This is a genomic window from Kothea flammea (genome assembly GCF_052161645.1).
In the GTDB taxonomy this organism is placed as follows: domain Bacteria; phylum Planctomycetota; class Planctomycetia; order Pirellulales; family Pirellulaceae; genus Laterigemmans.
In genome coordinates this window covers 3,175,139-3,189,690 of sequence record NZ_CP197414.1, presented here as the reverse complement: position 1 = coordinate 3,189,690, position 14,552 = coordinate 3,175,139, and the positions used below count along the sequence as shown (strand labels likewise).

Annotated in this window: 9 protein-coding genes; 6 read left to right on the top strand and 3 right to left on the bottom strand. The window is 56.9% G+C overall.

Annotated features, from left to right (window positions below):
* Positions 1 to 162 precede the first annotated feature (162 nt).
* Positions 163 to 1,224 carry a hypothetical protein gene (locus SH139x_RS12200; protein ID WP_488355486.1) on the bottom strand — a complete coding sequence of 354 codons (1,062 nt, stop codon included), beginning with the start codon at positions 1,222 to 1,224 and terminating at the stop codon, positions 163 to 165.
* Between the two features lie 294 nt (positions 1,225 to 1,518).
* Here SH139x_RS12200 and SH139x_RS12195 point away from each other — a divergent pair, with 294 nt between their 5' ends.
* On the top strand, positions 1,519 to 2,802 hold the full coding sequence (locus tag SH139x_RS12195; protein ID WP_488355485.1) for a DUF1207 domain-containing protein: 1,284 nt from the start codon (positions 1,519 to 1,521) through the stop codon (positions 2,800 to 2,802).
* A 77-nt stretch (positions 2,803 to 2,879) separates the two neighbouring features.
* Here SH139x_RS12195 and SH139x_RS12190 read toward each other — a convergent pair whose 3' ends face one another.
* Entirely contained in the window at positions 2,880 to 5,303 is a 2,424-nt protein-coding gene (locus tag SH139x_RS12190) for a hypothetical protein (RefSeq protein WP_488355484.1), read from the bottom strand.
* Positions 5,304 to 5,689: 386 nt separating this feature from the next.
* On the opposite strand from SH139x_RS12190, the gene SH139x_RS12185 reads away from it, so the two are divergent.
* From SH139x_RS12185 to SH139x_RS12175, 3 genes are all read left to right on the top strand, one after another.
* Positions 5,690 to 8,629, top strand: a complete 2,940-nt coding sequence (locus SH139x_RS12185; RefSeq protein ID WP_488355483.1) for a dockerin type I domain-containing protein — start codon at positions 5,690 to 5,692, stop codon at positions 8,627 to 8,629.
* A 196-nt stretch (positions 8,630 to 8,825) separates the two neighbouring features.
* Positions 8,826 to 9,839, top strand: a complete 1,014-nt coding sequence (locus SH139x_RS12180) for an SPFH domain-containing protein (RefSeq protein ID WP_488355482.1) — start codon at positions 8,826 to 8,828, stop codon at positions 9,837 to 9,839.
* A gap of 65 nt (positions 9,840 to 9,904) precedes the next feature.
* Complete coding sequence (locus SH139x_RS12175) at positions 9,905 to 10,792, top strand: SPFH domain-containing protein (RefSeq protein ID WP_488355481.1); 888 nt, start codon at positions 9,905 to 9,907, stop codon at positions 10,790 to 10,792.
* Here the strand turns inward: SH139x_RS12175 and SH139x_RS12170 are convergent.
* The gene (locus tag SH139x_RS12170; RefSeq protein ID WP_488355480.1) at positions 10,768 to 11,160 is read right to left on the bottom strand and encodes a response regulator; all 393 of its coding nucleotides are present in this window, start codon (positions 11,158 to 11,160) and stop codon (positions 10,768 to 10,770) included. The genes SH139x_RS12175 and SH139x_RS12170 overlap by 25 nt on opposite strands.
* Positions 11,161 to 11,551: 391 nt before the next feature.
* Between SH139x_RS12170 and SH139x_RS12165 the strand changes: the two genes are divergently transcribed.
* A complete protein-coding gene (locus SH139x_RS12165; protein WP_488355479.1) occupies positions 11,552 to 12,481 on the top strand; it encodes a succinate dehydrogenase cytochrome b558 subunit in 930 nt (309 codons plus the stop codon).
* Between the two features lie 95 nt (positions 12,482 to 12,576).
* Positions 12,577 to 14,550: a succinate dehydrogenase flavoprotein subunit gene (gene sdhA / locus SH139x_RS12160; RefSeq protein ID WP_488355478.1), complete on the top strand. Its 1,974-nt coding sequence runs from the start codon at positions 12,577 to 12,579 to the stop codon at positions 14,548 to 14,550.
* Positions 14,551 to 14,552 lie beyond the last annotated feature (2 nt).

Below are 14,552 nucleotides of genomic sequence, written 5' to 3'. Positions count from 1 at the left end.
CGCTCGGAGCCTTCTTGAGAGCCTGATGACGATAGAACCGCGATAGAACCGCGATAGAACCGCAATCCGAAAACCGTTGAGAACCGTGGCTATCGCCAAAGCGGCCAACGGTTTTCGGCCAAGTGCTGAATTCTATTGCCCTGGAATTACTCAGCCCGCGAGTTACTCAGCCCGCGAATTGATCAACAACTTGAGGCCATCGAGTGCTTGATGAACCACCTCCGGCGCGACCTCACTCCAGGAGCCGACCTTGTGCCGAATGATTGCCAGCTTAAACATCTCCAGGGCTTCACTCAGATCGGCGGGCAACTCGGGCAAACCGGCAAAAGGTTGCACCAGCGATTGAGCGGAAGGGCCTTCCAAATTGTCGCGATCTTCATCGGCCGCGCCGTCCCCGATGTTGTCCGCGTCGGGCAGTTCGCCAAAATCGGGGCCTTCGGGTAATGGGCCGGCGGTCACGCCATCAGGTTCTTTATCAAAGCGTCCTTCCGAACCACCCCCCTGAGCTGGCATCACGACATCTTCATCGGTATCCGCCGAGATGATATCCGCTGCTTGAGGTGCATCGGCTTCGGCAGCCCCGCTGGCCTGCCATCTGGCATCCCGCATCTGCGAAACACTCCAACCGCTTCGCATCGCACCTTCGAGCCACAACGGCGCGTCATCCCAATCGAGGGCAGCTAGAAAGTGACTCCAATACAGTCCTGGATAAGTGGCGTATTGATCACCGAAGGCTTCGTGCACGCGACGCAGGCGGCCCACGTGAGGCGCCGTCACGCCACCCACGCGACGCACCCAAGCTTCGTCGGAATACTCGGTTACCGGGGCTTGCTGGTCAATCAGGTTCTGCCGCCAGTCGACAATAATCTTGCCCTTTTCCCAGTTGGTCTTGCTGATCAATTGATTCCAGCGGCCGACAAAGGGATCGCTGGCCGCATCGAGCAGTTCAGCGGAGACCGCAGCGCTGCTGGCATCCGCTGCATCGGCATATTCTGCTGAACCCGTGATCTCAATCGCCTCCGTCGTTTCCGCAGCCAGCTGGTCGGCTGTTGGTTCAGTGTCCGCACTTGAGGAATCAGCGGCGTCCATTTCAGCGGCGGCGCTATCTGGGATTTGCCGCTCGGATGGCTCAACTACGGTCCCAACTCCGGTTTCAGCAGCTGCTTGTGAATTGGCTGGGGGGGCAAAGTCCTCGGGAGACTGATTTTCGAAATCGCGTTCCATGGGGCGTCTAACTTCCTGTGATGAGGTTCCGGAGTGGGGCCATACCTTGAACCTAACGAGGCTCTCGGCGAGCCGAAAGTCCTGTCCCCAGATTCCTGAACGATATCGCTGAATCACGGGTGATCCGATAGCGGTCGGGACCTCCCTGACTATTCGGAAAGCCTTGGGGGACTGGGGAAAAGATGTGTGAAACTTCACCCACTGAGAAACTGTAGCGATTAGTTCGGTTGGCATTATTAAAACACTTGCGAGACGCCCAGTAACATCTCGCGACTTGGCGAGCCGTTCTGTCCGATGAACGATGCACATCCCGAAACCATTACCAACCGTGGGCCCGCCATGGCAACAATTTCAGAAAATCAAGATAGCATTGGAGCCGCCTCCCCCTCGGCGGTATCCAGTCCAAATCGAATCGGACCAGATCTTTTGCACTCGATCGATCACGGCATCGCCTGGCCCGAGGCTGGGCGATTTGAGGCTGGGCGATTAAGCAGAGACATTCGCCGCGGCTGCTCGCGACTCGCTCGGCTGATCTGCATGGCCGGCGTTGCTTGGGCCAGCATCACTGGGGCTGGTGATTGGGGCCTTAGTTCAGCAGCCTTGGCTGACGATGCCAACGAGGCGGCGGCTTACGTTGGCGAGTCGCTGATCATCAGCGATTCCTCCGCCCCACTGAGTTCGTCGTTTGATGAAGGCCTGGAGAACCGCTTTACTGATCTCGATTCCCGGCAGCTTGGCAGCGGTTTGGACAGCAGCGGTTTGGATGGCTGGTCCGAGCAACCCTTAAGCGTTGCCCGGGCGGTTGACGCTGCCGATTATTACCACTGGGAATTTTTGCCGCGTGAGTCGCTCTATCCTTTCTATCTCGCCGACACCAAAGCTTCGCGGCTGGCGGGGCAGATATTGGACGCAACGAATGATGGGACGCTGTTAGATGCCACGTTAGGTGGTCGTTTTGGGATCTTCCGTTACGTCAATGGCACCCAGGGCATTTTTCGTCGAGGCATCCAAGCGGACTTCGAGGGAGCGGCTCAAGTGCGACTCGACACGGACAACGAATACGACGTGCGGAGCGTCGACTTTCGTGCAGGCGTACCAATCTCGCTTTCCTTCGGACGCTTTCAAACTCGCTTTGGTTACTACCACTTGAGCTCCCATTTGGGAGACGAGTTCATGATCCGCAACCCCACTTTTGAGCGACTCAACTACAGCCGCGACGTGCTCTTCATTGCCGCCGCATATTGGCTCGACGAAAGTACTCGGGTGTATGGCGAAGCGGGATGGGCGTTTTACTCCGACGTTAGCGAACCATGGGAGTTTCTGTTCGGCATCGAGGAAGCACCCCGTTACGCCACAGGCGTGCGAGGCGCCCCGTTTTACGCAATTCACGGTCGCTTGCGTGAAGAAGTCGACTTTGGTGGTTCGGTGACGGTTCAGATCGGGTGGGCGTGGCGCAGTGCGTACGACACCGGTTTGCTGCGAACTGGTTTCCAATACTTTAATGGCAAAAGCAATCAGTTTTCCTTCACCGATTTTCACGAAGAGATGTTCGGTGTTGGCCTGTGGTACGACTTTTAGCCACCTCATAGCCACACGGTAGTTGCCGGTGGTGATTCCGCCGGCAACTACTTTCAACTTTCGAGCAGGCGTCGCCTTTAGAGGTCGAGCATCGGCGGACTAACGCCAGCTCCACCGCCACCGCTATTGGCGCCGCCCGAGTTGGCGTCACCAAACCCTGGCGCGAGTGAGGGTGCGTTCGGCATGTTGCCACCGCCGGGGTTGCCACCCATCCCGGAGCCACCAAACGCGCCCGCCGCGCCGCCAAAACCACCAGGCCCGGCCGGGCCCGCTCCTGCTCCGCCGTTGGGATCGGCCATGCCAATTTCTGCGTAAGCGGTCAGCCGTCGTTGGATGTCATTGGCCGCTTCGCGTTGTACTGAGTCGCTGCCAGCCATCAACCGCAAGCCATCGTCTCCCCAGACCAGTTCGGAAGCAACCAGCACATCGTCATCGGTCAAGAGGCCCTGACTGCGATAGAGTTGCACTTCGGCCAACAACCGCACCTCGGAGATATTCGAGGAGAGCAACTGGCCAACCCGGGATCGCGCCTGCTCGGCGGTCAAACGTGGGAAGGGAGCCAGCTTTACCTCGCGATCGATGGCATCGAAGAGTGGCTTCAGCACATCGACGACCATGTCGCGAGGTTCTGCTTTGCCATTGGAGTTGCGATTCTTAACTTCGGTGTTGGAAAGTTTCTTGCTGCCCCCCATCACCTTGTCCGGATTTGCGACGTTGATGACGCGGACCCGAGTGGTGTTTTCGACTTCTTCTCGGCGTTCGGTCACTTTGACATCGAACAGCAGCAAAAAGTCCAAGCCCGAATCGTTTGCTCTGGCTACGGCATCTTGGTAGCTGAGTTGGCCAAGATAAACCATTCCGGGACGCCACTGGGGATGTTTTTTCGGCAGCGCGTTGAGCTCCGAGATTGCGTTTCCTCCGCGGGGCCGACCTTGATTCATTCCGCCCGGCATTCCGCCCTCCATGCCTGGATAGCCATCCGGCATGTTGGGATAGCCGGGAGGCATCCCGCCTTCTTGACCTCCGCCGGAAGCGGGCCCCATGCCTGGATACCCAGCACCGATGCCGCTCAAACCGCCCGGTCCAGACGACATACCTGCCGCACCCGGCCCGGAGTCAACGCCCGCTTCACCGCCGGGGCCACCGGAAGACATCCCAGCGGGGCCGAAACCAGCAGGGCCCAAAGCGGCTCCACCGCCAGCCATGCCGCCACCAGCTCGGGCGGCAGCCGGTTTGACAGGGCGGGCCAAGGAAGCAAACACGTCGCCGTAATCGCCGTTTCCAAACCGTTGATCAAACATCTCCCCGGTGACTTCCGCGAACAATCCGAGCACCTTAGGAATATCTCGCACGTCGTTTCCCGCTCCGATGTCACCACCGCTCGGTGCGGAATTGCCAGCACCGGGGTAGCCCGGCGGAACGCCTGGAAGTCCCAAAGCGGTCGAACCACCCGAGGTGCCGCCGCCACCGCCCCCTGGGGTGCCGCGGGTTTCGGAAGTGATGGGATCAATTTCGCCATCAAATCCCTCGTCGGTGCGTAGCGAAATTGCCATTCCCCAACGCAGATGCCAAGCAGGTCGCTTTAAAGCACGACTGCTTTTGACTTGGCCGTAAGCCTGGTCGGCCAAGTCGGGCTCTAAAGCGAGATGAGCCAGCAACAGCTTATAGGAGAGGTCCTCGTAGCCTTGCTGGAAAGCCAGCTCAGCTTGTGTTCCATAATCTTTGGGAAACGTTTGTAGCGATTCCGTGTCGAACCCCTGCAATGCTTGGGCAAACGAATCCGAGTTGAGCGCTTCTCCACTGAGCAACGAACTAAAGTCGGGTGCTCCCCCGCCCATCGCATTCGACCCGCCGCCGTTGGGCGCTGGCATGCCACCGGTGTAACCAGTGCCACCCATACCGCTCATGCCAGCCATGCCGCCGCTGTTAGCACCACTGCCGAAACCAGTGTCGTAGCCCTCGCCGTACGGACTCCCGCCTGAAGAAGCACCGCCGGTTTCCGAACCATGACCGCCACCACCTGGAGAGCTCATCCCGACGGGAGTCGGCAAGCCGCCACCGCTGTTGGCCATCCCGCCGCCGCTGTTGGCCATCCCGGCACCCGGACTACCATGCCCGCCGCCGCTTGGCCCGCCGCCGCTGTTAGCACCTCCGCCGCCGCTGTTAGTAAATCCTCCGCCGCTATCCGCACCTCCGCCATGCCCGCCACCGCTGGGGCCGCCAGACGAGCTAGCTCCGCCGCTGGGCGGTCCACCACTGGAACTCTCGCCAGCACCACTGCCATCACTACCGCTGCTATCACTACTACTACTATCACCGCCACCGCCGGGCGAAGCGGTAACCGGTGCCGTGGGACCGGCTGAGGTGGGAGCAGGAGTGGCATCGGCCACCGGTTCGGAGGAATCACCGCATCCGACCACCCAAGTCGTAAGACCGGTAGCCAGCAGCCCAGTCCACAAGAATCGCCTTTTCAAGAATTGGCGTTGGCGGATTTGCATCATGACAGCCTTTGAGAAGCGGAAGAGAAACGAAGCGGCTTGGAAAACAAATAAATATCAACAGAAAAACCCCGCCAGACACCAGAAGGAAAAAACCAAGCTTGGTGCGGAAAAGTTTTTTTCGTCGCTGACAGTCAATAGGAGTGTATTTTAGTATTCGGCCCGCGTTTCATTATGGGGGAACGCAACGCAACTGTCGAGCATTTCTCGCTGTCAATCTCGGCTCAAGCGAATTTGGTCGGAAAATCACAGTTGCGAGCGGCGAAATGTAGAGATTCCGAGGCCAAAGTAGGGAACTTTCGCAGCGCAAAAGACTTCCAACCCCCGAACAGGTGCAGTAAATTAGTGAACTGCGTCCTCACGATTCACCTCTATTCTTCTGTTCAATTATGGCCAAACACGGTCACCTCAAACGATTACGAAGTGCCACCAGCAAGGGTGGCCGTCGCTTGCTCCAGTTTGAGCTTTTGGGGCAACGACGCGTGTTGGCCAGCTTGACCGGAGAAGTTTTTCACGATGCGAACGATTCGTTTCATCGGGATGAAACGGAAATCGGACTCGCCCAGCGAGTCGTGTTTATCGATTTAAACGATGACGGCGAAGTCAACTACGGGGAACCAGTTCAGCTTACCGGCGATGACGGTCGTTTTGCTTTTAACGACTTAGAACCCGGCGACTACACCGTCCGACTATTCAACGGCACAACGTCGCAGTCTCAGAACACACCGTTTTTAGCTGAGCAAATTACCGACGTCACCATCGTCGATCCATTCAGTGACGGACAAGCCGCTTTGGTGGGCTTGGCCGGCGACCCGCTGCTACGCTCCTACACGGCGGCTGGTGCGGTGCTGACAGAAGTCAACCTAGAAACCGCTGCTACGAGGTCGCTGACATTCGAGCGAGAAATCGTCGAGTTCCAGTCGCTCGGCGAAGGCATGGTCGTGGTGTTACTGTCTGCCAGTGGCGATGGCGAACCCGCTTCCCCAGTCATGCTGGCCTCGTTTTCCAACAGCAGCATCACGCCTTTATTTGAAGATGGGGAGGAAGCCCCACCCTACGGCGCCGATGTGGCGATTAACACTGAGGGAGCCGGTTTGTTGCTTCCCGCGGCCGAAGCGGGCGTCAGCGTTCCGCTGCACAGCATTCAATTTGATGCCGAAGCAGTCTCCTGGAGACTCACCGCGACGACGGTGCAAGTCGATGCGGCCGCATCGCTATGGGCCAACGACAGCAGCCCCATCATCCTGGTGTCGCAACCTGCGGGCAACGGCACGCAAGTCGCCATGTGGAGCACCATCACCGAAGCGATTGTGCCAGATTCCGATCATATTTTGACAGATATCGATCAAATTTTGGCGTTTAACGATCAAGCTGGCCTGATTGTCGCTCGCGGACAAGCGGGTGAAGTCAAAGTGATCGATGCGGCCAACCAGTACGCCACCCTATACTCACTCGATGACCTGCCTGGCCCAGTGACGCTCGATGGTCACCGCGAGCTGCTGTTCAGCATGCTCGACGATAACATGCTGAGCATCTTTGATATCCGCATGGGCGAGACATTGGTGGAGCTACCCCTCGCCGCGGCAGCTGGCGTGGCCGCTGATATTGCCCTGGCCGATGGCGGCAACCGCGTCTTGATTCGACGACCGGGTGATATTTCTCAAGTGCGTATCGACCAACCTGACGCGCACCGCGTCAGTCTGACTTCCACCGATGCCGCCTCCAAAGACTTGCTGTTCGGAATGTTGATTCATGACGACAATCTGACGCCGGCATTCCCCGCAGAGCCCCAACTCCAAGTGCTGGAAGATCACACCATCCAGCTCACCGCTCCCGGCATCATGGCCCCTGTGCCCAACCCGGAGCTCGATACTTACTTGACCTTGCAAATCAGCCAAGCCATGCACGGGCACGCGATCGTGCGTCCCGATGGTTCACTCTCATATGTCCCGGACGCCGACTTTTTTGGCACCGACAGCTTCCAGATTCTCGTGACCGACGGTCGTGATGACACCGGAGTGGTGACAGTCACCGTGGATGTGTTACCGGTCGATGACCCAGTTCGCGGCATCAATATCAACGTTCCGGAATTTCCGGAAACCATCACCGGCCCGCTGAACATCGGCACGATCGAGGTGGAGCAGGTCGACGGCCGCATTTACGAGATTCTGATCAGCGACCCGCGTTTCGGCGTGGCGTTGCCAACCGAGCCTTGGGCCGACTACGACGTGATTGTGCTGGAGGGAGCCAGTTTTGACTACGAAACTGAGCCCTCAGTCGGTGTGACGATTCACGTTATCAATCCCGAGAACGAGCTCGACAGCCAATTCTTCGCTGCCCAACTACTGGTGCTTGATGTCGACGAACCACCAACCGACATTCTCCCCCACGCCGCCGAAGTGGTGGAAAATCAGGCTGGTGCGGAAGTCACCGAACTGACCATTGTCGACCCCGATTCAACTAGCGACTATGTGCTGGTCACCGATGATCCACGTTTCGTGATTCAAGATCGCTTGCTCAAGTTGGCTGAAGGGATCGCCCTCAATCATGAACAAGTCGAAACGGTGATCGTGGTCCCAATCTCGATCCAGGACGGGGCAGGGCAGACCGTTTTCAGCCGCTCCGTCGATGTCACCGTGACGGATGCAAACGATCCCGTCAGCGACATCTTACTCAGTGGCACACAGCTGCCTGAAATGGCTTCCGGTTATACCGTCGGTGCGATCAGCGTGATCGACGAAGACTCCGATGAAATGCACGTCTTGGCAGTCAACGATACTCGCTTTGAAATCATCGACGACCAATTGAAACTGCGCGAAGGTGTTTTTGTGCGTCGCTCCGACCAAGCCGAGATTTTGGTCACCATCACCGCCACGGAGCAAAACGGGGCAGCTTTCTCAAAAGATTTCTTATTGACCGTATTGGCCAATGAATCTCCTTGGACCAACCCCGAGGACCCCACCGACGTCGATAATAACGGCACCACGAATCCAATTGATGCTTTGATCATTATCAACTCACTGAACACGCTTGGTCCACGCATTTTAACCGAACCGATCTCTTACGAACCTGAAGTCCCGCGTTTCATTGATGTCAATGGCGATGGCCGAGTTACGCCGATTGACGCCTTGATCATCATCAACATACTGAATCGCCAAGGCGATCCCACTGCCGAACCCGAGCCTGACACCGAGATCGAAGGAGAAGGCGAAGGGCCTCAAGCAGACCAGCTGACGCCGTCGCCGAGCCCAGCACAGTACTACTCGGGCTCCCCACCCAGCAGTTTTGGATATGCTGATGACGACGACGATGATGATAATCGCAGCTGAGTCGCTTTCCGCTGCTAGGGTTCACTGATAAGATTTCGACCGTCCCCGCCAATCAACTTGCCAATAAGCTAGTGTTGGCCCAGTGACGGTCGGAATTTCTGTAAAGTTAGTGCGCCCCCCTCCGGCGCGTTCCTGGCCTAAAGAATAACGACGTCAACTCTTTGCCCGTCCTTATTCCCCGCTTGGCCCCCTTCAGATGCTTTACATCGCTGCTTTTTTCGTCGGCATTTTGCTTTATGCGATTGTTCGGGTCTTAATCACCGGATTCTACGTCGTCCGACCTGACCAACGTGCTGTTTTGACATCCTTTGGACGAGCCGAGCGTTTACAGGTCGACATGGCCGAAGTCAGCGGTCCCGACAAATTGGTCGGCGAAGAAAAAGAACGCTACAACTATCCGAGCATTCGCGTCATCCCACCCGGCGGCCCCTATTTCAAATGGCCCTGGCAACGCGTTTATCGCGTCAGCGTGGCGACTCAATCTGTCAACCTAGTCTGGGATCCGACCAAGGACCAATCGACCATTGAAGCGGTTACCAAGGACAATCTCACCACTGGCGTCAACGGACAAATTCGCTTTCGTGTCAGCGAGAACAACCTCTACGCCTATTTCTTCGGGGTCCGCAGTCCACTGGAACATGTAATGGGCTATTTCATCGCAATTCTTCGCGAACGGATCGCCACCTTCACCGATCCCCGCGGAGCCAGCCTGCTGACCCAACAAGATCCCGCCAGCGAACCGAGCGATGCGGCGGATAGCACTGTGGAGTTAACCGAAGGCGTCTCCATCAATGATCTGCGAAAAAACCTACCGACGCTCAACATGTACATGGAGCAGCAATGTGCCACCACGGCAGCCCGCTATGGAGTGGAACTCGACGCGGCCCTGATCACCACCATCGACCCGCCAGCGGAAGTCGACCGCGCGCTTTCGGCAATCAATAGTACTCGCAACCAAGTCGCCGCCGACATCAGCACCGCGTACGCAGATTCCGAACAGCAGATCACGATGAGTGCTCGGGCGGTGGAAATTGCCATGAACAACGCCCAAGCCGAAGTGGCGCCGCTGCGAGAACTGGCCGCCACGTTAAGCAAGATCAAAACGGAAGGTGGATCCAAAGCCTTAGCCGGCTATATAAGGAACATGCGAATCCCGCTACTCAAACGCACCCAGCGGATCATCACATCAAACTCACAGCTAACAAGTTAACGCTGCCTGCCCAATTCCTAACGCACAATCACCGCTCCCGTCTCACACTTTGGTAGCTCACCGCGATGCTCTACTTTTTTACTTTCCTGGTCGGCCTGTTCCTGATTCCCCTGCTGATGATGACGGCACAGGCGTTTGGACTTTACACGATTGTCCGAGAGGCCCAAGCACAAGTCTTCACCCTGTTTGGCAAAGTATTGGGCACGATCGACGAACCGGGACTGCACTTCCCGCTGCTGTTGTTTGGACCGAGAGCACTATTGTTACCAATCTTTGGTAAATGTCAGCATGTCGACACTTCGCTTCGCCAACACTATTTGCGAGGCCAAATGGTGAACTCCGAGGAAGGCACGCCGATGGGTGTGGGAATCTGGTACGAGATGCAAGTCATCGACCCTGTTTCCTACCTATTTGTTAACGCCAACCCCGAAGGCTCATTGCAAGCCAACGTGGCCAGTTCCACGATATCGACGTTGAGCAACCTGGAAATGGACAAAATGCTCGAGGATCGCCACAGCCTCAGTCGCAGCGTCCGCAAAGCGGTTTCGCCGTTGTCCGAAAAATGGGGTTATCGATTGGGCTCGGTCTACATTCGGAAGGTTTTCTTCACCGACCAGCAGATGGTCAAGAACATTACCGATAAAGTCGTTAAGCGATTGGTGCAAGTGACCAGCGCCATGAAGCAGGATGGCGATAACCGCGTCGGGCTGATCTGCAGCGAAACGGCTTACAAGGTTTCACAAAAGATGGCCGAAGCCTCAGCCACGCGTCCCGACGTGGTGGGCCGTGCGCTGAATGAAATCGCCAGCCAGGACGAAGAAATTTTGCAGACGGTGATCGAGGTAATGGAAACCGAGCAATTGCTGAAGTCAAACGCCACGCTAGAGATCGTGCCTTCTGGGGCAAATATGCTGGTGCAAATGGGCGATCAATCCTCAGCCGCCCAGCCGTAAAATTTACGCATCGCTTGCCGGACAATGCGGTCGATTTCGCTCAACCGCAACGGCTTGCTCATCACCCCGTAAGCTCGCATCTTCTCCGCTTCGCTCCGCACCACCTCATCGAGCGCCGCGCTCATCAGAATGCAAGGCAGGTCGGGGCGAATCTCGCGCAGCGCGGCCAACATCTCCAACCCGGTCAATTTGGGCATCTGATAATCGACCAAGACGAGGTGAATTCCCTTCCGACGAGCGATATCCAGGCCGCGTTGGCCATCTTCCGCCAACGTGACCTTGAACCCACGACGCGTAAAGGCTGTTGCTAGCGACTCGCGCAGCGCAGCATCATCATCGGTAATCAATAAGGTTGGACTCGCCAGCATCTCTGGCTCTCACTCTGGTTTAGAAACCAAGACCGCGAAATCTGAAACTTCAAGTCTCGTTCGCCTGATCCTGTCATTATGACACGAAAATCGTGCCGGTGGGAAGATAAGCAAGCAGAATGCCATTCCCCTCGGCTTTGCCCAAGCTCGATTGCGGTTTACACTCATGGGAAGGAAAATTCCGATTGGTTCGGCTCCCCGCTGATTGCCGAAGAAGTATTGAAAACGGCAGCGCGACTGCCAAAAAGTGCCGAAATTCGGCACCGATACGTGAGTGTCACAGTTATTTTTCCGCTGGCGGCTGCGGTAGCCCTAGCGTAACGTAATCAAACCCAGATTTTACTCGGTTCGCACTCCGCCCCTCTTGCGGGTAGCCCAGGGATTGACTTTCGTGTCCGACACCAGCAGTACATCATTTTTTTATCGCCACGAGTTCGCGATTCGCCGGCTGCACTCTCTGACTGGCATCGTTCCCCTCGGTGCCTACATGGTTGTGCACCTGACGACGAACGCCAGCCTGCTCAACGGCCCAGCGACGTTCCAGCGGGCCGTGATGCAAATCCACAGCCTTGGGGCAGTTTTGCCGCTGATCGAGTGGGGCCTTATCTTTGCTCCGCTGTTGTTTCACGGTTTAATTGGGGTTTGGATCGTCCGCACCGGAAAATCAAACACCAGCAATTACCGCTACGGTTCCAACCGCCGCTATGCCTGGCAGCGTTGGACTGGGCTAATTGCCTTGGTATTTTTGATTACCCACGTCTTCCACCTGCACGGCTGGTTTCATTTCAAACCGTGGCTCGAATATGTCGCTGAACCGCTGGGGATGGCCAGATTTCGCCCCTACAGCGCCGCCTCGACATTGGCAGAAGCGCTTGACGGAGTAGCCTGGCCAGCGTTTTATCTGATCGGCGTACTTTCCACCGTATTCCACCTGGCCAACGGTTTATGGACGGCCGGGATCACTTGGGGATTGTGGCTGACCCCCGAAGCCCAAAACCGAGCTTTAAAACTATGTGTGGTCTTCGGACTCGGTTTAGCGGTTATTGGAACAAGCGCATGGTGGGCTGCGGTATCGCAAGACCCCGTCGAGGCGATGGAGATTGAAGATCGCATGTACCGAGAAGCACGGGCCGCCGAACTGGTGCCCGACGCTCCTTACAAACGGCGTGCGGAACCAGAGATTTCCGCGATCCCTCTAGCGAGCGATCCGACAGCACCGGCCGCTGGCGAAGAGATGACTAAGGTGAGTACGGAAAGCGAAGCCGTAAAAGCCGAGGAGAAACCTGTGGTCGTTCCGGCCAGCCAAACTGAACAGAAATAGACAGCGGGCCCGAATAGACAGCGGGCCCCACTGGGCGGACAACCGCTGAGCCCCTAATTTTTTGATTGACCTAACTTCACGGAGCAAAGACCCTCATGGCGAATCATCGCATAGTCGTTGTCGGCGGCGGCCTCGCCGGCCTTGCCGCCACCATGAAGCTGGCGGAACTGGGGATGGAAGTTGACCTGGTCAGCCTGACGCCAGTCAAACGTTCCCACAGCGTCTGTGCCCAAGGGGGCATCAACTCCTGTAATGATGCCACACGGCAACTGGGGGACGACGAGTGGAAACACTTTGACGACACGGTCTACGGTGGCGACTTTCTCAACCACCAGCCGCCAGTTAAAGAAATGGCTTTCGCGGCCCCCAAGGTAATTGAGTTGATGGATCGCCTCGGCGTTCCCTTCAATCGCACCGGGGAAGGCTTCATCGACCGACGTCGTTTTGGCGGCACACTGTACAAGCGAACCGCGTTTGCCGGAGCGACCACCGGCCAACAATTGCTCTATGCACTTGACGAGCAAGTGCGACGTTATGAGTCGGAAGGCTTGGTCCGCAAGTTCGAATTTTGGGACTTTCTCGCCCCCATTCAAGACGAGACTGGCCGCTGCCGGGGAGTTGTCGCCCAAGACATGGTGACCATGGAAATCCGCGCCTTCCCCGCCGACGCGGCGGTTGTGGCGACGGGAGGTTGTGGCTTGATTTATGGTCGCAGCACGATGAGCGTATTCTGCAACGGCAGTGCGGCGAGCCGTTGCTTCCAAGCCGGTGCCAAGTATGGCAATGGCGAATTTATCCAAGTTCACCCGACCGCCATTCCGGGTGCGGACAAGCTGCGTTTGATGAGCGAGTCGGCGCGTGGGGAAGGGGGCCGCGTGTGGGTTCCCAAACAACCGCAAGACTCCCGGGATCCGACCGAAATTCGCGAGGATGAACGCTATTACTTCTTGGAAGATCGTTATCCGGCTTACGGGAACCTAGTCCCACGCGATATCGCAACTCGGGAAATTTTTAACATTTGCGTCAACGAAGGGCTCAGCGTCGAACCGGACAGAATGTCGGTGTACCTGGACCTAACGCACATCCCCAAAGCCGAACTCGATCGTAAGCTGGGCGGGATTTTGGAAATTTACGAAAAATTCCAAGGTGTCGATCCGCGTTTCGAGCCCATGAAAATTTTCCCGGCGGTGCACTACAGCATGGGCGGATTGTGGGCCGACTACGTCAAGGGCGCTGATGGTGGTCTGCAAGCGGGTGCCCCGCAAAACCAAATGACGAACATTGAAGGTTTGTACGCAATCGGAGAGTGCGATTACCACTATCACGGTGCTAATCGATTGGGAGCCAACTCGCTGCTCAGCTGTATTTTCTCAGGTTTATTCTCCGCGCCATCGATGATTGCGTATGCTGACAAGCAAGCGGGTGGATACAAGGACATTCCCTCGACGCTGTTGGAATCGGCCGTCAAGCAGCAGCAAGAGCGTCACAGCAGCTTGTTGCATGGTGGCGGGGACAGCGACGAGAACCCCTATTTGATCCACCAAGAATTGGGCGACGTGATGACGCGCGCGGCAACGGTGGTTCGCGAAAACAAACAGTTGCAAGATGCGTATGCCACGGTGTCGGAACTCCATGAACGCGCAATGAAAGTTTCGCTGTCAGACCATGGCAACTGGACGAATCAGAACGTCATTTTCGCCAAGGCGGTGCAAGATATGTTCCCGCTGGCCAAGGCCATTTTGAAGGGTGCCCTGCAGCGTGATGAATGTCGCGGAGCCCACTTCAAACCAGAATTCGAGAAGCCCAGTTTGACTTCCGAAGATCCGACCGAACGCCGACGCCAGGCGGAGGCTTGGTGCGATGCGTTTGAGGAGAACAATCGCAAGTATTTAAAGAGCACCATTGCAAGTTGGAATGGCACTGATCCCGAGTTGACGTATGAAGACGTGGACACGTCGCTGATTCCACCCCGGCCGCGTCTCTATGGTTTGGTGGGTGCCGAGGTGATCGAACAGGTCTGGAAGGAGCGGGCCAAGCGTCCCCAAGCCGAACCTCAACCGGCATCCTAGCG

Bases quoted from the DNA above. Each gene is read 5' to 3' on its own strand.
- SH139x_RS12200 (WP_488355486.1), bottom strand. From the start codon at position 1,224: ATGGAACGCGATTTCGAAAATCAGTCTCCCGAGGACTTTGCCCCCCCA.
- SH139x_RS12195 (WP_488355485.1), top strand. From the start codon at position 1,519: ATGAACGATGCACATCCCGAAACCATTACCAACCGTGGGCCCGCCATG.
- SH139x_RS12190 (WP_488355484.1), bottom strand. From the start codon at position 5,303: ATGATGCAAATCCGCCAACGCCAATTCTTGAAAAGGCGATTCTTGTGG.
- SH139x_RS12185 (WP_488355483.1), top strand. From the start codon at position 5,690: ATGGCCAAACACGGTCACCTCAAACGATTACGAAGTGCCACCAGCAAG.
- SH139x_RS12180 (WP_488355482.1), top strand. From the start codon at position 8,826: ATGCTTTACATCGCTGCTTTTTTCGTCGGCATTTTGCTTTATGCGATT.
- SH139x_RS12175 (WP_488355481.1), top strand. From the start codon at position 9,905: ATGCTCTACTTTTTTACTTTCCTGGTCGGCCTGTTCCTGATTCCCCTG.
- SH139x_RS12170 (WP_488355480.1), bottom strand. From the start codon at position 11,160: ATGCTGGCGAGTCCAACCTTATTGATTACCGATGATGATGCTGCGCTG.
- sdhA (WP_488355478.1), top strand. From the start codon at position 12,577: ATGGCGAATCATCGCATAGTCGTTGTCGGCGGCGGCCTCGCCGGCCTT.